The following is a 17,949-nucleotide window of genomic DNA, read 5'->3' on the forward strand; positions in this document are numbered from 1 at the left end:
GATGGAGAAGGACGATCTGCTGAAGCTGACGGCGTGGCCGGAGCGTGAGGAGGATGCGACGGCCGATGCGCTGATCGTGCACGGTGCGCGCCTCGCGATGGGGTGGTCCGCTGAGACGCGACCGCTCTCAGCGCGCGTCTTCCGGATGTCGAAGGACGATCCGGAGTACCAGGACGCGATGCGCCGCTACCTCGACGCCATGACAGCGATGATCGCTGAGGCGCAGGTCACGGCAGCGCTCGTCGCGATCCAGGAGGTGTCGCGCGAGCAGGCGAACGACGTCGCACGCCGACTCTGGCACTTCACCGAGGACGGCGGTCTGCTGCACGAGCTGATGTTCGACTACCTCGACGCTCGCGGAATCCCGTCTGAGCAGGTGTGGGAAGCGGCGGAGGCGTTCACTGCGTCGGAACACGGTTCGGGTGATCTGTCGTGAGCATCACTGTCGTCTACTGCCCCGACTGTGGTCATGGCTTCTACCAGTGGAACGGCGTCGCGGCGTCCATCATGTGGGCAGATCACTATGCCAAGGCTCACGGCGCAGCCGAACGAGAGCAAGAAGGAGAGAAGGTATGAACCTCAACGAAGAACAGCAGATCGCACTCGATCACGTCACCGCGGCTCAGACACGCCTCTTGCAGGCGATCCCCGAGGCGGACGAGCGCGCGCGCCGCGCGAAGGCCGAGTACCTGCGCACGTTCGAGATCGAGCGCAACAAGGCCGCAGCGAAGGCGGCGACGCTCAAGGTTCCGCTGCGCCGCATCGGCGGATCCTCCGAGGCAGGCATCGGCATGCGCACGTCGGCGGTGGCCACCGTGAAGAGCGCCATCGAGGACGGGCTCGCCTACCTCGAAGATGCGCCGGTCACGCCGACCATCGCGAACACTCCCGATGGAACGGACTCCCGCTTCACGCTGAACGGCGACGTTCTTACCGTGAGCCTGACGGACGAGGACATGGCCGAGTACCAGCAGATCACAGGCTCCGCCGAGGCAGGCGCCTGGGACTTCACAGTCTCCGGCGCCAAGCTGCTCCCGGTGGGTGGCGACGAGGCCTGGATGCAGCCGGTGGTCAAGGTGGTCCTGGCGAAGGATGGCGTCTGGGAGAAGCGGGCGCTGGAATACGTGGAGACAAAGAAGGCCGCATGACGAAGCTCACACCCCGCCCCGAGCAGGAGCACGCCATCCTGCGCATCCTCGCCGAACCCACGCATGCGGCCCTGATCGGGTCGCAGACCGGGTTTGGAAAAACGCTTATCACCTCAGAGGTGGTGCACCGGGCGGGATGGGAGCGCGTGCTCTACATCATCATCGACAAGACCTTCAGCCAGTGGCACGAGCGCCTTGCTGCGCAGTCTGACGGCAAGATCAATCTGCGCATGATGAAGACCACGAAGGATGGAAAATCAGCGTTCGAGGACTTCCTCGCCGGCAAGCCCGGCCACTACGCTGCGACGATGAACTGGCTGCACCGCCAGGACGTCGAATACCGCGACAAGCAGGACAGCCAGGGCAACCCGCTCATGGCCATCGACAAGAAGACGGGCTTGCCGACCGACAAGGTGCAGCGTGAGACGGTGCGCCTGGGAATCTTCCGCAAGATGAGCGAGAAGCACGGCCCGCTGGACGCGATCATCCACGATGAGAGTCACGGGACAGCGAACCGCAACAGCGAGATGCGCAAGTCCATCCTTCAGATCAAGTCCGACTGGAAGATCGCACTGAGCGCAACATGGTCGGGCAACGACTTCGCCGAGCACGGCTGGGCAACGCCGCGCTGGCTGTGGCCAGATCTGGTGCCTGCGTACTGGACATGGCTCGAGCAGTTCTTCGTGAAGACTCCGAAGCTCAACGGTCAAGGCAAGCCCGTCTACGTGGGCGGTAAAGCGATGATGAATCACATCGAGCGCGAGCCCGGTGCATTCGCTCGGAGCCTTCCGCTGTACATGCGTGGCGAGAATGCCGAGCAGGCCCCGAAGGCGATCGAGGTGCTGGTCGACCCGACGCCTGAGCAGGCGCGCCAGTACGCCGAGCTGAAAGCGGAGCTGCTGTCCTGGGTGGACGGCTGGTCGGGGGAGCGTGAGCCGCTCGTCGCCGACATTCCCGCGGTGCTGCGTGTGCGCCTTCGCCAGGTTGCCCTTGCCGCTCTGTCACTGAATGAGAAGGGTGATGTCGATTTCGCCGTCGACGCGCCGAGCGCGAAGCTGAGTGCACTGCGCGGGATTCTGGATGCCTGGGGCGGGCAGCCGGTGATCCTGATGACGGACAGCCGCAAGTTCGCGAAGCTGACCGCCGAGCGCATGACGGCCGCCGGCTACCGCTGCGAGGCGTGGGTGGGCGGGATGAGCGCGAAGGAGGCTGACCGAATCAAGCAGGCCTACCTGAGCGGCGAGGTGAAGTACATCGTGCTCACCGTTCAGGCTGGTGGCACGGGCCTGGACTTCATGCAGTTGCGTTCGTCGAAGATCGTGTGGCTGAGCCTGCCGGACGGCGACCCGAAGCTCGAGGAGCAAGCCCTCGGGCGCGTGTTCCGAAATGGTATGACGAAGGAGTACGGCGACTTCCAGCATGTGCGCTTGATGATGCGCGGATCCCTGGACACGGAGATCCTGAGCGCCCTGGTCGCAAAGGCGTACGCGTTGCACCGCTCTATCGGATCGCACGTTCTTCGTGCGGCGTGATGGTAGCGGATTAGTGGACTAAACGGATACGATTCAAGAAGGAGGGAGAGTCATGAACAATTACGCGGATCTGATCGCGGATGCTCGGGTGTGGCCGCGCCACGGGGTGAGCAAGGGGCCGCTGATCAACGCGCTCGCTGACGCTATCGAAGCGCTCGTGAAGGAACGCGACGAGCAGGGGTCATGCTGGGACGAGGGCATGACGCTGCCCGTCCCTGAGGGCGAGTGCGCGCCGATGCCGCCGAAATGCGAGCTGCCGCACGGGCACGGTGGCGCACATCGGGCGGGGCGGGTCGAGTGGATGCGCCGCGACTCGTACAACTCCGTCGTCGCCGAGCGCGATGAACTCCAGGAACGCCTCGCCGCAGCGGAGGAAGGTCTCTTCCGCGTGGTCGCAGCTATCGGTGAGGACACCGATGGGGCGCGGACCGCTCGCGACTACTTCGGACCGCTCACGGTCCTGGTCCGGGATCAACCCCCAATCACCGATCCGGTCGGCATCACCCTTCACCTGGTGTCGGAGTATCGCCGCGAGATGGAGCAGGAAGCCGATATCGCTGATGCCCGGGTTGCCGAGGCTGAGCGGGAACGCGACAATCTCGCCGCCGTGATCGAGAAGGCGCAGATAGCCGGGCAAGTGACGGGCTACAGCCACCACAAGGAGCCAGTCATGAAGGCTCTGTCGGCCGCCCCCGCTGACGCTCTCCGTGAGGTGAAGGCGCAGGCGTGGCGAGAAGGCTGGGACGCCAGCGAGCGATTCGGCTACTTGGACGGCGCCCTGGAGACGCCACTCAACCCCTACATGGAGGCTGACGATGACTTCTGACTGCACGCCTACGACCAATGAGATGCACGAGGCATGGAGGGAGCGCGACGTGGTTGATCTTGATCTGTCCGTACTGCGGGGAATCGCAGAAGCCGCAACGCCGGGACCGTGGAATGCGGTCGAGGGAGTCATTTGGGACAAAGACGGGACGCAGGTTCCACAGGCGAGCGTGACAACCCCAAGCAAGTGCCTGACGTGGGACGACCACGGAGGCGATGTCTTCGACCCCGCCGACGCCACCCACATCGCCACGTTCGATCCGCCGACCGTGCTCGCTCTCCTGGCCCGGCTGGAGGTCGCGGAGGAACACGTGCGGGGGCGCAAGTCTGAGGTTGCTGACCTCGAGCGGGAACGCGACGCCCTCGCTGCTGAAGTCGAACGGTTGAAGCTCGTCCATGTCGGTCAGGCGCGTCTTGCCATGTTGACCGTGTATCTCGCGGACGTGGACGGCGACGAGGCCACGCAGGCGTTCTACCGGGAGTGGGTGCGCAACCATGACGCGGCACTGATCGAGTCGCTGGCGCACGAGGCCCGTGAGGCCCTCGGGACAGAGTCGAGTGGGCACACCTCAACGTACTCAGTCCGCCGCTGGCTTCGTGAGCGTGCTCGTCAGGTACGGGAGGGAGAAGCGTGAGCTACCACGAACCGACGACAGAGGACATCCGGCGCATGTACTTGTGCATGTTCATCGACAGCGCTCAGAGTGAAAGGGGCGAGATCTTCGATCGTTGGATGGCTGAGCATGACCGTCTGGTCGCTGAACGCGCATGGGCGGCCTGCGTCGACCATCTCGAGGCGGTGCTCGGCGGCGAGATGAAGCGGGCCGCGCATGCCGACAACCCGTACCGCAAGGAGCAGGAGAACAACAATGCCTGAACGCATCCAGCAACGCCGTACGAGGGGTTGGCGGAAACCGGAGAACACCGTGAGCGTCGCGCGGCCTAGCCGCTACGGCAACCCATTCCGTATCGGCGACCGCGCAATCGTGAACGATGCGACGAACGTAATTGTCGACCACTCGAAGCGCCAGAGCGTGATCGTCCGGGATCGCGCACATGCCGTCGAGCTGTACCGGGACGCAGTTGAGGGCCGCACATGGGTGTCGGAGCCGAACTGTCCGTTCATCCCGACCCGCGCCGAGATTGCCCGACTGCGCGGGAAGAACCTCATGTGCTTCTGCCCCCTCGACCGGCCGTGCCACGCCGAGGTGCTGCTCGAACTCGCGAACCGGGAGGCTGCTGATGCCTGACCCGTTCACCGTGGCGAAGGCTGAGTCGGAGCGTCGTTACCCGGACCGTCCCGACGACGACTTCGGGCTCACCTTCACTCGTGCCGAGATTCGTGCGATGCTCCGTGGCGCGTTCCAAGCCGGAGCCTCATGGATGATGACCAACCACACAAAAGGCAGGAGCGAGTGATGAGCGGAAGGGCGATGGGATCTCACCAATCCGCTCGTGCGGAGACGACGACGTGGCTGACGCCACCGGATCTAATCGAGAAGCTTGGACCTTTCGATCTCGATCCGTGCGCTGCACCGTCACCGCGCCCATGGCCGACAGCGAGCCGCCACATAGAGCTTCCCGAGGACGGCCTCGCGGCCGAGTGGGATGGGCATGTCTGGCTCAATCCGCCGTACAGCTTCGCAGCGTGGACCTGGCTCGACAAGCTCGCTACACACGGAGACGGCATTGCACTGATCTTCGCACGGACCGAGACGGCAGGGTTCGTCAAGCAAGTCTGGGAGAAGGCCACGGGCGTGCTGTTCCTTCATGGGCGGCTCTACTTCCATAAGGCTGACGGCACGCGCGCCGCTGCGAACAGTGGCGCGCCGTCTTGCCTCGTCGCCTACGGTCAGCGTGCGGCGGAACGGTTGATGACCACTGACATAGCGGGCACTTACGTTCCGCTCAGGTCAGACCGTCTGGAGGGGTACTGCCGAGGGTGCGGTGATCCGTCCAGCAAACACGAGGGCTCATTCTGCCCCGATCACTATTCGGAAGGGCGGGAGCAAGAGAAGTGACCGACTACAGGAAGTGGGTACAAGATGCCCAGCCGGTTGAAGCTCGCTTCGCACAGGGGAGCGGTGTCTTCATGACTGGCCGTGTGATCGCATATGCCGATACGCCGACCGTCATCATCGAGACGACAGACGGGCAGCGTGCCTCCTGGGTGGCTTCGCTGTGTACGCCGATCACCCCGGTTGAAGAAGAGGAGGCAACGTGGATCTTCAAGTCCGAGAACTGATCCTCGCGCTCTACGATGGCGGTCTCGCCGAGGCGGATATCGCCGCTGAGCTGAAGGCAAGAGGTATTCGCTTCCCTCCGGGCGGCAACCACGCTGCCAGCATCCGCCGGGCTATTCGCGATCGCCATGTTCTTTCGCTGGTGGCCGGCGGGATGACGCGCAAGCAAGTTGCGGAGCACCTTGGCGTCAACGAGAAGACCGTCGACCGCGCTTTCGAGAACATGCGCACGCGTGTTGCGAAGCCGTACACGCCGCAAGAGCTGGAGCGCATTTACGCCCTGGTTGAGGAGGGGATGCCGATCTCCTTCATCGCTGAGGACATTGGGCGTAGCGGCATCCATCTGCGCGAGCGCTTCGACGTCAACGCTCACCGGCCAGCAGACGCCGTGCTCGAGTGGAAGCGCACATGGAGCGCCATTCGCCGAAGCCCCGAGTTGCTCGAGCTGCACAGGCAGTTTCACCCGAAGAAGGAGAAGGTCTAGATGGGCAAGGGTAAGAAGGCCGCACAGACAGACTTCGAGCTGGCGCTGGAGTTCGCTCACTCGCAGCCGGAGCGCTTCCCGCAGCCGTACTGCGCCGACAAGGCGAAGTACTACGCCGACTACGACTATCCGCTGCCTGATGCGGAGACGGCTGCGGCGCTGTGTGAGCCGTGTCCGCTGCTTCTGCTGTGCGCCGAGCACGCCCGCAAGAGGCGCGTGCAGTGGGGAGTGTGGGGTGGGGGAGTGTGGGTGGCGGGCCGTCAGGCTCAGGGCCCGCATGATTCATAGGAAGAAATTAGTGGACTAACTTGCACTAAGTGGCCTGAATGCGTAGAGTTAGACGCGTCAGAACTGCCCACTAATCGTAAGGAGGAGCACGCAGATGGGGTACAAGCGCAGAAGGAGGGCGTAGGGGACAGCGGTGTCCCCGTCTTCGACCACTACATCTTGGGGTGCTTCGTGCACCGCACCCCAACTACAGAATTAGTCCACTAATCCTGGTACGGTGGTAACCACCACCAACCAGGGAGCCAAGGAGAGGAGAAGGCAATGACCACTGCCACCACAACGTTCAACAGGGCAGAAGCCGCAGCACGGCTCGCGACCGTCCGGGGTCGCATCGAGGATCTCAAGTCCGAGGAAGCAGCCCTCATCGCGCAGATCATCGAGAACACCCCAATGGGCAAGACGGAGGCTGGCGACTGGACAGTCAGCATCTCCACGTCGCGCCGCCTGGACACCAAGCGCCTCGAGGAGCGCTTTCCGGTCACGCAGTACCCTCATCTTTTCAAGCCGGTCATCAACGTCCCCGCAGTTCGGGAGCACTTCTCGCCGATTGAGCTGAAGAAGTATGAAGTCGAGACAAGCCCGAGCGTGAAGGTGTCTTGATGCCCATCCGTTCAGGCGACATCGAGCCGGATTCCGGCCTGCCGTACTACGAGATCTGTGACCGCTGCAACTACGCCGATCACCGCTGCCACTTCTGTGGGCAGGACTTGACGCATGACGACTACGAGTTCAACGGCAAGCGGCACTGGGTCGAGGATTGCCGACCGGACCTTGTCAAGCACGAGCCGGGCCCGCTGTGCACATGGCCGGATGACCCTGAGCTGAACAAATACCGCGAACCCGGCTGCTACTGGGATCACGAGAAGGGGGAGCTGAAGCCATGACCATCAATGCTCCGCTCTCGATCGCGCCGATCGGCCGGGATACCCTCCTCGAAGAGGCCCTCGAGTACGGCGTTCTTTGCCCCGCGTGCCGCGCCCTCATGGTCCCGGCGACCACAACGCTTTCGTGGTGGGACTGCATCAACCCGCTTTGCATCTCAGGAGAGCAGCCAGGATGACCGTCAAACTCGAACAAGTCGCCGAGCAGCTCGGTCTACGCCCTGACGATGCGGTGCGAGCCCTCGGCATTGGCGCTCGCATGCTTGCACACGGCTTCATTCCAGAAGAGATTGACTACATGGTTCGCACCGCCTACGAAGAGCGCGCATTCGATGAGCGGTGCATCAAGGGCGGCCATGCAACACCAGAGCAGTTGCGCCGAGCACGAGCCCGAGAGGCTCGGAACCCGTGAGCAAGTATCCCGTCTACGATCTCGCCATCGACATTGTCGAGCAGGCCATGATGCAGCAGCCGCGAAACCTCCAGGAGCACATAGGTCCCTCAGAGATCGGATCTGCGTGCCTGCATTGTGTCGCGGCGAAATTGGCTGGATGGGAACAGCAGCCCGAGGCGGCGTGGCTGCCGTACATTGGCACCGCCATGCACGCGCAGCTCGAGCGCGTCTTCGAGCCCCTGCCCGACTGGCTTACGGAGACTCGCGTTTCCGTTGGCAAGCTTGCGGGTCGTGATCTTCCCGGAACGGCAGACCTCTTCCACATCCCCACCGGGACATCGGTCGATTTCAAGATCGTCGGCGCCACGACCCTGCGCAAAGCTAAGCGTGGCCCGAGCCCGCAGTACCGCACCCAGGGGCACAGCTACGGATTGGGGCATCTCCGCGCTGGCCGTGAGGTGCATCGCGTTGCCGTTTGGTACATGCCCCGCAACGCCATGACGCTTCGCCAGGGCTACTGGTGGGAAGAGGATTTCCAGCCCCTTATTGCGCTTGAAGCGCTTGACCGCGCCGAGAGCATCGTCGCCGACATCCGCGCCTTCTCGACAATCGAAGAGCGCGACGACTGGATCAGCGGCTTGCCGCGTGACCCCGATTGCTTCAACTGCAAGAAGTATCCCGACTGGTCCGAAACGGCCGGGAACACAGACTCCCTCGAAGCGCTGCTCGGCGTCTAGAGGGTGAACCAAGGAAGAACGAGAGATCAAGGAGATCAGAAATGAGCAATGACACCCTCGACGCCCTCCTCGCGGGCGGCGGCAAGACGGCCAAGTTCGAGAAGATCGGCGACTCGTACACGGGCATCGTGACGAGCGCGGAGACCCGTCAGGCGACCAACTTCGACACTGGCAAGCCCGAGTTCTGGGACGATGGCAACCCGAAGAAGCAGGCCGTCATCAACATCCAGACGACCGAGCGCCTCGACGAGGATGACGATGGCGTGCGCGCTATCTACATCAACGCGTGGGGCGAGAAGATCAAGGCACTGCGCGAGGCAAGCCGTCTCGCCAAGGGCGCGCCGGCGGTCGGCGACACCTTCACGGCGACGTACATCGGTGACGGACCCAAGCCGCAGAAGGGCTTCGCGCCGAAGCTCTTCAAGTACGAGATCGTCAAGGGCTCGCCCGTCGACGCCCTGCTCGGCGGCGGCGCAGAGGCCAAGGCTCCCGACGCCTTCCCCGCCGCGCTGAACGATGCGCAGAAGGCACAGGCCGCACAGCTCATCGCTCTCGGCCTGGACGACGCCAAGATCGCCACCGTCGTGGACGGGGCTGATCCCGTGGCGATCGCGCAGCTCCGCCTCCAGCAGGCGGCCGTCGGCGCCGGCAAGGGCTTCTGACCCGACCAGGGGCGCGACTGGTCAACGCGCACAATGGCTAGTAGCTCAGATGGCAGAGCGGGGGGCCGTTAACTCCAAGGTCGCAGGTTCGAGTCCTGCCTAGCCAGCAAATCCAATCAGTCCACTAATCGGAAAGGGTGAAAGGCTTGACGCCGAAGATGAAAGCCAAGGCCCTTGCGGCTATCGGCGTCGCTGTCTTCCCTGTCCGGGAAAAGCCCGAGCGTGCCGATGGTCGCATCTTCGAGATGAAGACGCCGTACACGCGCTCAGGCCACCTCGAAGCGACAACGGATGCGCGACAGATCGAGCAGTGGTGGTCGCGCTGGCCTGATGCGCTCGTGGGCGTCAATGCGGGCCGCTCTGGCTTGGTGACAGCAGACATTGATATGGGCGATGGGCACGACGGCTGGAACACGCTCATTGAGAACGGTCTGGACGACCTGCCCGAAACCGCGCACTATCAGACCAATCGTGGCGGTGACCACTATGTCTACGCGGCACCTAGCGATGTTCGCCTGTCGGGAACGAAGGGGCACGTAACCCCCGATGGGCTCAAGCTCGAGGATGTCGACCGCCGGGGTGGATCCTCCTACTTCATCTGGTGGGGCAACGAGATTCCGGCAACTCGCGATGCATTCGGCGAGCCGCCCGCATGGCTACTGACGCCGGCGGCCGAGCCCACTGAAAGCCCCTATTCGGGCACGGTGGGTGAATGGTTACAACGCGCGCCGGAAGGCTCGCCGTCGTGGTCGATGGCAGATGTGGTCAACTCCATCCCGCGCGATAGCGACTTCGGGCACAGCGAGTTGATCTCGTTCCAGGCGTCGATTGTCGCGCTCGCGGCGAATGGCGAAACGGGGGCGGTTGAGGCTCTGGAGATCCTGAAGCGCGAGTGGCTTCGCGGCGAGTACGACACCCCCGTCTACCGCGACGACTGGGACGCGGGCCTGGCTGGAGCGATCCGCAAGTTCGGAGACTTCCCCGACAAACCCATCGACATCCTCGCCCAGGATCAGGTCTCGATCGCAACCCGTGTGACGACGCCGGGCTTCATCGACATCTGGACGACGTTGCCTGCCGTCACTACGGCGCCCGCGCTGCGTGACCGCCTCGGGCGCATCATGACGCTCGCCTACGATTCCTCGCTGACTGCGCTTGAGGCGGCTACGCTCGCCTGGCATTCGCCGGCGGCCAAGCACGCGAACGGGATCCGCTCAACGCAGTCGGACGGCGAGGCGCTCGACGCGGTGTGGAAGCTCGCTCTCGAGGTGGCAGGAAGCCCCGTGCTCGAAGAGGGCGCGTACCTCGCCGATGTGGAGCCCGCTGCTCCCGTCCAAGCCGTTCCCGACCTTCTCCCGACGCGCAGCATCAAGCTGCTGACCGATGCGGAGGCGGCGCGTGTCGTCAATCTGAGCTGGTGGGGCGACGAGTTCATGGATGTCATGCGCAAGGCAAACCGTGACGTGATCTCGGAGCAGATCTACCGCCTGAACCGCTGGGTGATCCTCAGCCTGTGCTTCTCACACCGAGCGATCATCCCGATGGTTGACGGTGCCGACATCATCCTGAACTTCTACGGTGTCGTTGTCGGCGGCTCGAAGGTCGGCAAGTCCCGCGCGACGAAGCCGGTGACTGAGATCAGCAAGCTCTTCTGGGAAGAGGTCTACAACCCCGACATCGGTGGCGACGCCACGAAGGCTGGCCTCACCGACGCCCTCATCGCGCTCGACGGCCTGCCCACCTACTTCCACCCGGACGAGGCGGATGCGATCCTCCTGGCCTGGAAGGATATCAAGGGCCCGTTCGCCGGAATGTCTCAGTTCATCACCGACGTCTACCTCGGCGACGTGAAAGCCACACTGCGCGCGACGAAGGACAACTCCGGCAAGCACGCCCAGGCCAGGTTGAACGCGATCCTCTCGGGGATCCAGCACCAGATCACGGATGCGATCGATCCGAAGGACTGGGAGACGGGCTTCATCAACCGCTTCGTATGGGCATTCGGTGAGCGCAAGCAGCTCACACGTGAGCAGAAGCGCCCGAACATCAAACGCAAGGGCGCCGACGCCTCCGCAGTCGATTTGGCCGCCTGGTATCAACAGTGGGTGGCCCGATTCAATGCCACCCTGCGCACGACGCTGGATGTGGAGCCCGGCGAGAAGTTCGCCTGGATCGACATGACCGATGAGGTAGCTGATCGGCACGTCGAGACTCTCGAGACTCTCGAGCGCATCGCCGCATCCGGCCCTTACGAGGACCGCCTGGATCCGACATTCGGCCGCCTCCAGGAGACGATCCTGAAGTGCGCTGCGCTTGTCGCGATCACCAACAACAGAAGGTGCATCCAAATGGATGACTATCTCCTCGCGCTGGAACAGGCAGAGGAATGGGCCTCGAACATCGTGACGCTCGTTGAAGCCACCGATGAGTCGCCGATGGCCCGCCGGGCGAACAGGCTCGTCAGGCTCATCGAGAAGAACGGTGGACGGATGCCGCTCACGGAGATCCACCGCAACCCGGAGTATGCCGGTAGGTCGAGAGACGTCAAGCAGATTCTCGACGAGCTGACCGCGCAGGGAAGGGCGGAGTTGCTCGATCTCAGGTCGCAGCAGGGCCAACAAGTTGTTTCGTTGATCAGGGGAGGAAGGCAATGACCGCACTCGAGCAGGCGCACTATACATGGGAGCGCCGAGAGTACTTGGACGAGCAGGGCCGCCTCGATGCGGCTATCGCGCTGGCAGAGTGGGGCGTGTTATCCGCCAGGCAGATCTCGGCGATCACCGGCGTGCAGTGGTGGAAAGCGGCCGAGAACTCGAAGAAGACCGACCGCACCGGCGGCAGGCTCAACCCAGAGACGCTGCCCGATCTGATGGCCTTGTCGCAGGCGAGGGCTCGCGGCGAGATGGCACCGGACGCTGCGCGCAGGATCCTCGAAGGTGGAACAACCGCCACGGTTGCCTCGAGGCTCACGAATGTTCCCGAGACGACGCTAAAGAGATGGGCAGCTCGCAAGCCAAAGGAGGAGGCGGCATGACGTACCGACCACTACCCGTCTACCCATCGGCCTCCGAAGAGCGCGTGGCCGTCCTGCGCGAGGCGAAGGCGCAGTTGGCCACGGATCAGATCGTCGTGCCGCAGGACGCCGTACAGGGCTCGCCGGCGCCCGTTCTGGCGATGGGCGAGCACCCGGACTACCTCACTGACTACGTCTACGTGCGGCCGGATGGTGCGGATGATCCCGCTCGCGTGGGTAAGGCTCTCGAGTTCTGGCTGGCAGGCGGCAAGACGCACAGCGAAGCCGACCTGCTGGGCCAATGGCTGGGCTGCGATGTGACATTCGTAGGCGTTGAGGAATATACGCCCAAGGTTGGTTTCCAATGAGTGTGCACCCGGATGGGCGCGACTGGCGAACCTATTTCCACGACTACCAACAGGCCCAGCGTGCGTCACTGGAGCCGGTAGCCGAGGCGGACATCGAGCAGCCGGAGATCGTTGAGCCTGCATACGAGTTGAGCGCCGAGCAGCTCGCGAAGCTCCCGGGTCGGAGCACGCCAGCGCAGGTCGTGAAGCGTTTGCTTGCGAACAAGTGGGATGTGCGCGCACAGAAGCGCGTTGTACATATGCCGCCGGTTCGCTACGCATCCTCATCAGACGAGGGCGCCAAGGTTCAATACCAGGCAGGCGCCATCCGTTACCCGGACTACTTCCTTGAGGTGACGGCTATCGGTGCCGTGAAGAGAGATGCGAATGGGCGCATCGGCCTGGCGATGTTCGCAACCTGGAATGACAAGAACGGCTTCCAGATCGCGGAAACCTACGACCCGCTGGATGGCCGCGAGATCCGCGTTGGGTTCACGAAGGGACGTGAGCCGAATCAAATCGAGATCGAGGAGGGCATCGCGCCCCCGCTCGGGCTCAAGGAATGGCTGCTGGACTTTGCGCCGCTGCCCGCAGATCAGAAACAGAAGTTGGCCAAAGCGGCGAAGGTCGCGGAACAGAGGGGGGAGTGGATCGGATGACCACCCTTCTCGCGCTCGATCCGGGTGGCACTACCGGTTACTCGCTCTGGGAGTACACGGCCATCACACCGCTCACCCTGATCCACAAGGGTCAGATCTCTGGTGGCCTCGACGGCTTCATCGCCTGGTCTGCCGGTATGCACCCGGAGGAAGTCGTTGCGGAGACTTTCCGCCTGGACGGCCGCACGGTGAAGCCCGACGTGACACCCCTGCGGATCGAGGGCGCGCTGTCTGTGATTTGGCCGCACTGGATCGGCCAGCCAAACACAATGAAGGTGCACGCAGACGACGTCTTCATGAAGCGCGCGGGTCTGTCGTTTCGCGGGATGCCGCACGCGACAGACAGCGCGAGGCACGCGCTGGCGCTGATGAAGGTCAGGCGCCATGTTCCAACGATCAAGAGGTACTGGCCGGACAGGAAGGAGGAGCAGTGATCGAACGCTGTAGTTGCAATGCGCTCTTCGTGACGCTGAGCCATCGGCGCCTGCAACAGTGGCGCCAGGAACATCGGCATGAGCTTCCCGAGGATGCCGAGCAGTCAGCCGTCGTCGAGTCGGCATCGAGCCATGAGCGCGCGTGGCCGATCGGCTTCACAGCGGAAAGCCCATGAGCCCCGGGCTTATAGTCCGAAGACATAAGCGACCGGGGCTCACTTCGAGATAGCTCTACACCATCCCTTCGCCTGGATCTGACGGGGCTAGACGCTCGGCGTGTTCCGCTGCGCCACGAAACCGAAGCCGGTTCCGACGAACGCGAAGACGGCGAGCGAGACGGTCAGCCAGATGGGCTGTCCCGCATCCGCCGACGCGAACCCGACCTGCGTGGCACCGAGTGCGAGTCCGAGAAGTGCGTAGATGCGGTACAGCGGTTTGCGCCAGCCCGCGGGGATGATCTCGTCTTCCATGGGTAATCCTTTCGACTCCACCCCATTTTAGTCCGCTAAATGCGTGGGGCTACGGGCTCGGTCAGTAGGCGGAATGCGAGCGCGACATACTGACTGCGCGCCAGGTACGCACCGATCAGGGCGCCGATGGCGATGCCGAGTGTGAGTTTCACAGGATCTTCAGCGATCCGAGATCGAAGCCATCTGGTGTGACATCGAAGATGAGAAGTCCCGGCTCAGAGTCGCGTCCGGAAACCTGGCGGAACCAGTCCGATCCGTTATCCAGCGTCGGCGCGCCGATCCCGATGCGTTCGCGTCCTGTCGCTGGGTTTGTGCCTGCGGTATTCGCCGAGAAGCAGTGGTAGTGCCCATGCAGGAGAACATCGCAGTGAGTGATGGCCTGTGAACCAAAAGCCTGCTTCTCCCACCAAGAGACCGCCTGTCCGGGACCGAACTGATTGCCATGCACGAGCCCAATCGGGACACCGAGCACATCAACGCGCACGGATTCGTCGAAGTCGATCGGAGAGTGCCACGATGCGTTGATCCCAGCTGCGTCGGCGACTTTTTTGACCTGCTTGTGCACGAGGATGCCGAAGTCGTCGCTGGGTCGACCGAGCGTCTGCTTGGCGCGCCTCCACGCCGAGTGGTTGGAGGGGACGACGGCGACGGAGATCGAAGGTGCGAAGGCGCTCGCGAGGCGGACAAACTTGAAGATCTCGGTCGAGTAGGCATCGATCTGGTCGGGCAAGCTCAGGTCGTTGGTGAACATGGGATTGCCGCCCGACTCGAAACCCTCGATCCCATCTCCAAGGTCCGCGATCAGGATGTGCGAGGGCGCGCGCTCAGCGAAGTCGATTGCCAGCTTCTCGAGCTTGCTCTCAATGCGAGCGAGTGTCTCCGGCGTGCCGCCACGGCGCCCAACCTTGCCAAGTTGGAGATCAGCGACCGCGACAATTGTCGCGCGGCTGGGGTCGACCGGGGCGGCCGTCTTGCGGCTCTGCTCCCGCATCTTCGCGGCTTCGGCATAGAGGTGAGAGAGAGGCGCAGCCTCGGCTAGCGCAAGACCCTGCTTAGGCCAGGCTGAAATCTTGTTGGATGATTTGTCGCCGCCATAGGCGATCGTGCGGATCGAGATGTGGTAAAGGTCGGGGTCGTCGCCGCTCGAGCGGATGAGGCGGCGCGCATCCTCAAGTGTGACAGGCCGGTTTCGGACAAAGTCGAATCGACGTCCATCCGGCCCATCGGAGATCTGATCGGACTCGCCGGCTTCCGGCAGCGCCCCCTTCGTCCGTGCCATATCGAGCTTGCCGCCATTGTCTCGCTTCACGTTGACGACAAGGCCCGAGGAGACTCCCCACTTCTCCATCACGACGGATTTGCGAAGGTTCAGACAGTCCTCGATGAACGCGGGATCATCGCGAAGGGGTGAGCGAGAGTTCGGCATCGGATCTCCTTAGTAGTGGTCGTGATGTTGAGGCCCGGGGGCACTCAATCGGGGCTCACAGAGCCCGGCTCTCCCACCCACTGCGGCGGGAGCGTGTCTTCGAGGATTGCGACGTCTTCAGGGCTGAGGCGGGGGTAGAATCCCGCGGGCGTCTGGCGGGAGATCGCAAGCAGTACGCGAGCTGCAGCACCGAGCTTGGTCTTGGCGCCATCCAGCTCGGTAAGCGCGCCCTTCAACTGAGCCTCGACGCGCTGGTCGATGTACTCGTTGAGCTTCTGCTTGGAATCACCGCGGCCACGCAAGAAGAGCAGGGCGGATGATGTAATGACTCCGGTGAGGCCGAGTCCGCCGACGATGATTGAGCCCCACGGCTCCATTACTCATCTCCTTCACTGCGCCGCTCCGCCCATTCGCCGCCGAGCAGGGAAAGGCGCCAGATGACGACACCCAGAGCGACGCCGGCGAGCCCAGATACAAAGCCGCGAGAGCCGATGGAGGGAAGAGTGAGCAGCATGAGCGCTCCGAGGTATGAAGCGAGAAGTCCGCTGAGGACGATATTTGCGCCAGCTTCGACCCACCACAGGCGGGGGAATGCCACCCCGATGAGAGCAAGGACGGCGGCGGCGGCGAAGAGGTACGAGAAGGAGTCGCTCACCCAGTCAACGAAGAAGACGTCGATTGCAGGGATCCCCTGGATACCCGCCCAGATGCCACACCAGATCAGGAACACGTCGACGATCGGCAGCAGTACGCGCTTGAGGTTGCGGTACTTCCATTCATCGAGCGGGATTGCGTCTGGATGCCAGATGGATGCCGCCCAGAGGCGGCGAATCATGCGCCTGTGCTTCTCTTGGCGAGCGCCGCAACATTCTCCCGGATCTCACCGAGGCCCGCGTTGTAGAGGATGTCGCGGACCTCAGTTATCCGGTCACGGCCTTCCTTGGCCGCCGCCGCGTTCTCCCGGATTTCGCCGAGGCCCGCGTTGTAGAGAATCGTTCGGATCTCATCCACCTTCGCGGCCATAGCGTTGTCGCGGTCACGATCTGACTGCTCGTACATGTCGTCCTCCTCGGGAGTGAAAGGTCTTGCCGTGTCCCCGGCCGCGCCCGCGAGGGCCGACAGGATGAAAGGTCGTGGATCATAGACGGGCCGTGACGGTGTGTGCGCGGCGTCCGGGTAGTCGGAGATCACGAAGTGATCGTGTGGGGCGTCCCAGCCGGTCCCTGGGCTCTCCCCGGCGGTCGCGTTGCGGGTGACCGTGCTGCCCGCGTCGAGCCGCGTACCAACGCCAGGAAAGTAGGCGCTGTGACAGTGGATCTCGTAGCGCCCACGACCACGTCCAGTGTCGACCACGACCTCACGGCCCGTCGCTCTCGCCGTGAACTGATGCGACACCACGCCGACAGACAGGGAGAGAACGTCTGTGGCGACGGAGTACCGGCCGCCAGGCTCGAGCTTGCGGATGTCCTGCCCGCGATGCTGATAAAGCGGCGGGGAGTAGTTCTCCCGGTCCACCACACCGAACGCGCGACCCCACCGGGTATCGGGGTCGTATGCCTCAGCGATACCCATCAGCTCAGTCCGCACGTTACAGTGAAGAAGAGCGTTCCATTTGCGATGGGGGTGTTGTTGTTGTATTTGAAAACTGTTGCGGACGATCCCTGAACGCGAACTTGCAACTGAGACCCATCAATCTCGCTGCGGCCCACCCCCATCCAGGTTCCCGCTACGGTGAATGGCATTTCCACAGATAGGCCGCCGCCACCTGTTCCAGCATTGGAGATGGTCACCGTGACAGAGTCAACGACCGCGCCCTCGACGTACTTGTATTTGTGCGCGGCGTTCCCAGAATTGATCGCCCCAGACCCGGCCGAGATGCTGGTTGAGGCCGTAAGCCAAGAACCCCCACCAACCTGAAGCCAGGATCCAGCCCAGACATACACGAAGCCCATGTCGCGGGTCGTGAGAAGCCGACCCTGCCAATTCCCGCCTGTGGGGAGGGAGGCGAAGTTGGGTACCGACATGCCATTTCGGTCAACGAACTGGGTAGAGAGCGCCGTCTCGATTGCCGTCGACTGGCCGTTGAGGAGTACATCCAGCTCCGCCGTATCGTCGTCTCCGTAAAGCGGGAGTCCATACAGCGGGGTAGGCATGCCTCCAGTTTATTCGCGATTAGTCCACTAATCCCGAGTCATGGATGCGGCTATGCGAGTTGGAGCACGTCTGCAAACAGAGCTGGCTCTCTGAGATCAATCGAACCGAATCCGGATCCGGTGCCAGAGTACGTTGATGTGCGTCCGTAAACGAGGCCCCGGAGGGTGTGCGCTCCTGCCGGTAGGACCACTAGGAATCGCGCGGTGATGGGAATGATGAACCTGTTGTTGGCGGAAGCGCCAGCATTTGAAG

General features: G+C 63.2%; 29 protein-coding genes and 1 tRNA gene. 24 read left to right on the forward strand and 6 right to left on the reverse strand.

What is annotated here, in order from left to right:
• Position 1: 1 nt before the first annotated feature.
• The 24 genes from BGN98_RS08595 to BGN98_RS08710 all read left to right on the forward strand — a co-directional run bounded on the left by BGN98_RS08595 (position 2) and on the right by BGN98_RS08710 (position 13,647).
• Positions 2-436, forward strand: a complete 435-nt coding sequence (locus BGN98_RS08595) for a hypothetical protein (protein ID WP_288120844.1) — start codon at positions 2-4, stop codon at positions 434-436.
• Entirely contained in the window at positions 433-576 is a 144-nt protein-coding gene (locus BGN98_RS08600; RefSeq protein ID WP_288120846.1) for a hypothetical protein, read from the forward strand. Before BGN98_RS08595 ends, BGN98_RS08600 begins: the two co-directional genes overlap by 4 nt.
• A complete protein-coding gene (locus BGN98_RS08605) occupies positions 573-1,148 on the forward strand; it encodes a hypothetical protein (protein ID WP_288120848.1) in 576 nt (191 codons plus the stop codon). Before BGN98_RS08600 ends, BGN98_RS08605 begins: the two co-directional genes overlap by 4 nt.
• On the forward strand, positions 1,145-2,680 hold the full coding sequence (locus tag BGN98_RS08610) for a helicase-related protein (protein WP_288120850.1): 1,536 nt from the start codon (positions 1,145-1,147) through the stop codon (positions 2,678-2,680). The genes BGN98_RS08605 and BGN98_RS08610 overlap by 4 nt, the downstream gene beginning before the upstream one ends.
• 52 nt (positions 2,681-2,732) lie before the next feature.
• On the forward strand, positions 2,733-3,506 hold the full coding sequence (locus tag BGN98_RS08615) for a hypothetical protein (protein ID WP_288120852.1): 774 nt from the start codon (positions 2,733-2,735) through the stop codon (positions 3,504-3,506).
• 22 nt (positions 3,507-3,528) lie between these two features.
• A complete protein-coding gene (locus tag BGN98_RS08620; protein WP_288120854.1) occupies positions 3,529-4,140 on the forward strand; it encodes an ead/Ea22-like family protein in 612 nt (203 codons plus the stop codon).
• Complete coding sequence (locus tag BGN98_RS08625) at positions 4,137-4,382, forward strand: hypothetical protein (RefSeq protein ID WP_288120855.1); 246 nt, start codon at positions 4,137-4,139, stop codon at positions 4,380-4,382. The genes BGN98_RS08620 and BGN98_RS08625 overlap by 4 nt, the downstream gene beginning before the upstream one ends.
• A complete protein-coding gene (locus BGN98_RS08630) occupies positions 4,375-4,755 on the forward strand; it encodes a DUF4326 domain-containing protein (RefSeq protein WP_288120857.1) in 381 nt (126 codons plus the stop codon). Before BGN98_RS08625 ends, BGN98_RS08630 begins: the two co-directional genes overlap by 8 nt.
• Positions 4,748-4,924 (forward strand): hypothetical protein, encoded by a 177-nt coding sequence (locus BGN98_RS08635; RefSeq protein ID WP_288120858.1) that lies wholly within the window; start codon positions 4,748-4,750, stop codon positions 4,922-4,924. The genes BGN98_RS08630 and BGN98_RS08635 overlap by 8 nt, the downstream gene beginning before the upstream one ends.
• The gene (locus BGN98_RS08640; protein WP_288120859.1) at positions 4,924-5,526 is read left to right on the forward strand and encodes a DNA N-6-adenine-methyltransferase; all 603 of its coding nucleotides are present in this window, start codon (positions 4,924-4,926) and stop codon (positions 5,524-5,526) included. Before BGN98_RS08635 ends, BGN98_RS08640 begins: the two co-directional genes overlap by 1 nt.
• Positions 5,523-5,750 (forward strand): hypothetical protein, encoded by a 228-nt coding sequence (locus BGN98_RS08645; protein WP_288120861.1) that lies wholly within the window; start codon positions 5,523-5,525, stop codon positions 5,748-5,750. The genes BGN98_RS08640 and BGN98_RS08645 overlap by 4 nt, the downstream gene beginning before the upstream one ends.
• On the forward strand, positions 5,726-6,232 hold the full coding sequence (locus tag BGN98_RS08650) for a LuxR C-terminal-related transcriptional regulator (RefSeq protein ID WP_288120863.1): 507 nt from the start codon (positions 5,726-5,728) through the stop codon (positions 6,230-6,232). The genes BGN98_RS08645 and BGN98_RS08650 overlap by 25 nt, the downstream gene beginning before the upstream one ends.
• A complete protein-coding gene (locus BGN98_RS08655) occupies positions 6,233-6,520 on the forward strand; it encodes a WhiB family transcriptional regulator (protein WP_288120865.1) in 288 nt (95 codons plus the stop codon). It begins immediately after the preceding gene.
• Positions 6,521-6,781: 261 nt separating this feature from the next.
• A complete protein-coding gene (locus BGN98_RS08660; RefSeq protein WP_288120867.1) occupies positions 6,782-7,120 on the forward strand; it encodes a hypothetical protein in 339 nt (112 codons plus the stop codon).
• Positions 7,120-7,404, forward strand: a complete 285-nt coding sequence (locus BGN98_RS08665; protein WP_288120868.1) for a hypothetical protein — start codon at positions 7,120-7,122, stop codon at positions 7,402-7,404. Before BGN98_RS08660 ends, BGN98_RS08665 begins: the two co-directional genes overlap by 1 nt.
• A gap of 172 nt (positions 7,405-7,576) precedes the next feature.
• Positions 7,577-7,813, forward strand: coding sequence for a hypothetical protein (locus BGN98_RS08670; RefSeq protein ID WP_288120869.1), 237 nt, complete (start codon positions 7,577-7,579; stop codon positions 7,811-7,813).
• Positions 7,810-8,532: a hypothetical protein gene (locus BGN98_RS08675; protein ID WP_288120870.1), complete on the forward strand. Its 723-nt coding sequence runs from the start codon at positions 7,810-7,812 to the stop codon at positions 8,530-8,532. The genes BGN98_RS08670 and BGN98_RS08675 overlap by 4 nt, the downstream gene beginning before the upstream one ends.
• A 41-nt stretch (positions 8,533-8,573) precedes the next feature.
• The gene (locus BGN98_RS08680; RefSeq protein WP_288120871.1) at positions 8,574-9,194 is read left to right on the forward strand and encodes a hypothetical protein; all 621 of its coding nucleotides are present in this window, start codon (positions 8,574-8,576) and stop codon (positions 9,192-9,194) included.
• Positions 9,195-9,228: 34 nt separating this feature from the next.
• A tRNA-Asn gene (locus tag BGN98_RS08685) sits at positions 9,229-9,301 on the forward strand.
• 39 nt (positions 9,302-9,340) lie between these two features.
• Positions 9,341-11,848 (forward strand): bifunctional DNA primase/polymerase, encoded by a 2,508-nt coding sequence (locus tag BGN98_RS08690; protein ID WP_288120873.1) that lies wholly within the window; start codon positions 9,341-9,343, stop codon positions 11,846-11,848.
• Entirely contained in the window at positions 11,845-12,228 is a 384-nt protein-coding gene (locus tag BGN98_RS08695; protein ID WP_288120875.1) for a hypothetical protein, read from the forward strand. The genes BGN98_RS08690 and BGN98_RS08695 overlap by 4 nt, the downstream gene beginning before the upstream one ends.
• A 44-nt stretch (positions 12,229-12,272) precedes the next feature.
• Positions 12,273-12,575 carry a hypothetical protein gene (locus tag BGN98_RS08700; protein WP_288120876.1) on the forward strand — a complete coding sequence of 101 codons (303 nt, stop codon included), beginning with the start codon at positions 12,273-12,275 and terminating at the stop codon, positions 12,573-12,575.
• Positions 12,572-13,213 carry a hypothetical protein gene (locus BGN98_RS08705; RefSeq protein WP_288120877.1) on the forward strand — a complete coding sequence of 214 codons (642 nt, stop codon included), beginning with the start codon at positions 12,572-12,574 and terminating at the stop codon, positions 13,211-13,213. Before BGN98_RS08700 ends, BGN98_RS08705 begins: the two co-directional genes overlap by 4 nt.
• Positions 13,210-13,647 carry a hypothetical protein gene (locus BGN98_RS08710; protein ID WP_288120879.1) on the forward strand — a complete coding sequence of 146 codons (438 nt, stop codon included), beginning with the start codon at positions 13,210-13,212 and terminating at the stop codon, positions 13,645-13,647. The genes BGN98_RS08705 and BGN98_RS08710 overlap by 4 nt, the downstream gene beginning before the upstream one ends.
• 263 nt (positions 13,648-13,910) lie before the next feature.
• Here the strand turns inward: BGN98_RS08710 and BGN98_RS08715 are convergent, their stop codons facing one another.
• From BGN98_RS08715 to BGN98_RS08740, 6 genes are all read right to left on the reverse strand, one after another.
• The gene (locus tag BGN98_RS08715; protein ID WP_288120880.1) at positions 13,911-14,117 is read right to left on the reverse strand and encodes a hypothetical protein; all 207 of its coding nucleotides are present in this window, start codon (positions 14,115-14,117) and stop codon (positions 13,911-13,913) included.
• Between the two features lie 148 nt (positions 14,118-14,265).
• Entirely contained in the window at positions 14,266-15,543 is a 1,278-nt protein-coding gene (locus BGN98_RS08720) for a hypothetical protein (RefSeq protein ID WP_288120882.1), read from the reverse strand.
• A 44-nt stretch (positions 15,544-15,587) separates the two neighbouring features.
• On the reverse strand, positions 15,588-15,920 hold the full coding sequence (locus BGN98_RS08725; RefSeq protein ID WP_288120884.1) for a hypothetical protein: 333 nt from the start codon (positions 15,918-15,920) through the stop codon (positions 15,588-15,590).
• Entirely contained in the window at positions 15,920-16,378 is a 459-nt protein-coding gene (locus tag BGN98_RS08730; RefSeq protein ID WP_288120886.1) for a hypothetical protein, read from the reverse strand. The genes BGN98_RS08725 and BGN98_RS08730 overlap by 1 nt, the downstream gene beginning before the upstream one ends.
• Positions 16,375-17,115 carry a hypothetical protein gene (locus BGN98_RS08735; RefSeq protein WP_288120888.1) on the reverse strand — a complete coding sequence of 247 codons (741 nt, stop codon included), beginning with the start codon at positions 17,113-17,115 and terminating at the stop codon, positions 16,375-16,377. Before BGN98_RS08735 ends, BGN98_RS08730 begins: the two co-directional genes overlap by 4 nt.
• Entirely contained in the window at positions 17,115-17,696 is a 582-nt protein-coding gene (locus tag BGN98_RS08740; RefSeq protein ID WP_288120889.1) for a hypothetical protein, read from the reverse strand. Before BGN98_RS08740 ends, BGN98_RS08735 begins: the two co-directional genes overlap by 1 nt.
• Between the last annotated feature and the right edge of the window lie 253 nt (positions 17,697-17,949).

Origin of the sequence: Microbacterium sp. 69-7 (genome assembly GCF_001897985.1) — a bacterium.
GTDB lineage: Bacteria > Actinomycetota > Actinomycetes > Actinomycetales > Microbacteriaceae > Microbacterium > Microbacterium laevaniformans.

What these genes read in the sequence shown, in the direction of transcription:
- BGN98_RS08595 (WP_288120844.1), top strand. Translation starts at nt 2, where the DNA reads ATGGAGAAGGACGATCTGCTGAAGCTGACGGCGTGGCCGGAGCGTGAG.
- BGN98_RS08605 (WP_288120848.1), top strand. Translation starts at nt 573, where the DNA reads ATGAACCTCAACGAAGAACAGCAGATCGCACTCGATCACGTCACCGCG.
- BGN98_RS08610 (WP_288120850.1), top strand. Translation starts at nt 1,145, where the DNA reads ATGACGAAGCTCACACCCCGCCCCGAGCAGGAGCACGCCATCCTGCGC.
- BGN98_RS08615 (WP_288120852.1), top strand. Translation starts at nt 2,733, where the DNA reads ATGAACAATTACGCGGATCTGATCGCGGATGCTCGGGTGTGGCCGCGC.
- BGN98_RS08620 (WP_288120854.1), top strand. Translation starts at nt 3,529, where the DNA reads ATGCACGAGGCATGGAGGGAGCGCGACGTGGTTGATCTTGATCTGTCC.
- BGN98_RS08630 (WP_288120857.1), top strand. Translation starts at nt 4,375, where the DNA reads ATGCCTGAACGCATCCAGCAACGCCGTACGAGGGGTTGGCGGAAACCG.
- BGN98_RS08635 (WP_288120858.1), top strand. Translation starts at nt 4,748, where the DNA reads ATGCCTGACCCGTTCACCGTGGCGAAGGCTGAGTCGGAGCGTCGTTAC.
- BGN98_RS08640 (WP_288120859.1), top strand. Translation starts at nt 4,924, where the DNA reads ATGAGCGGAAGGGCGATGGGATCTCACCAATCCGCTCGTGCGGAGACG.
- BGN98_RS08655 (WP_288120865.1), top strand. Translation starts at nt 6,233, where the DNA reads ATGGGCAAGGGTAAGAAGGCCGCACAGACAGACTTCGAGCTGGCGCTG.
- BGN98_RS08660 (WP_288120867.1), top strand. Translation starts at nt 6,782, where the DNA reads ATGACCACTGCCACCACAACGTTCAACAGGGCAGAAGCCGCAGCACGG.
- BGN98_RS08665 (WP_288120868.1), top strand. Translation starts at nt 7,120, where the DNA reads ATGCCCATCCGTTCAGGCGACATCGAGCCGGATTCCGGCCTGCCGTAC.
- BGN98_RS08670 (WP_288120869.1), top strand. Translation starts at nt 7,577, where the DNA reads ATGACCGTCAAACTCGAACAAGTCGCCGAGCAGCTCGGTCTACGCCCT.
- BGN98_RS08680 (WP_288120871.1), top strand. Translation starts at nt 8,574, where the DNA reads ATGAGCAATGACACCCTCGACGCCCTCCTCGCGGGCGGCGGCAAGACG.
- BGN98_RS08695 (WP_288120875.1), top strand. Translation starts at nt 11,845, where the DNA reads ATGACCGCACTCGAGCAGGCGCACTATACATGGGAGCGCCGAGAGTAC.
- BGN98_RS08705 (WP_288120877.1), top strand. Translation starts at nt 12,572, where the DNA reads ATGAGTGTGCACCCGGATGGGCGCGACTGGCGAACCTATTTCCACGAC.
- BGN98_RS08710 (WP_288120879.1), top strand. Translation starts at nt 13,210, where the DNA reads ATGACCACCCTTCTCGCGCTCGATCCGGGTGGCACTACCGGTTACTCG.
- BGN98_RS08715 (WP_288120880.1), bottom strand. Translation starts at nt 14,117, where the DNA reads ATGGAAGACGAGATCATCCCCGCGGGCTGGCGCAAACCGCTGTACCGC.
- BGN98_RS08720 (WP_288120882.1), bottom strand. Translation starts at nt 15,543, where the DNA reads ATGCCGAACTCTCGCTCACCCCTTCGCGATGATCCCGCGTTCATCGAG.
- BGN98_RS08725 (WP_288120884.1), bottom strand. Translation starts at nt 15,920, where the DNA reads ATGGAGCCGTGGGGCTCAATCATCGTCGGCGGACTCGGCCTCACCGGA.
- BGN98_RS08730 (WP_288120886.1), bottom strand. Translation starts at nt 16,378, where the DNA reads ATGATTCGCCGCCTCTGGGCGGCATCCATCTGGCATCCAGACGCAATC.
- BGN98_RS08735 (WP_288120888.1), bottom strand. Translation starts at nt 17,115, where the DNA reads ATGGGTATCGCTGAGGCATACGACCCCGATACCCGGTGGGGTCGCGCG.
- BGN98_RS08740 (WP_288120889.1), bottom strand. Translation starts at nt 17,696, where the DNA reads ATGCCTACCCCGCTGTATGGACTCCCGCTTTACGGAGACGACGATACG.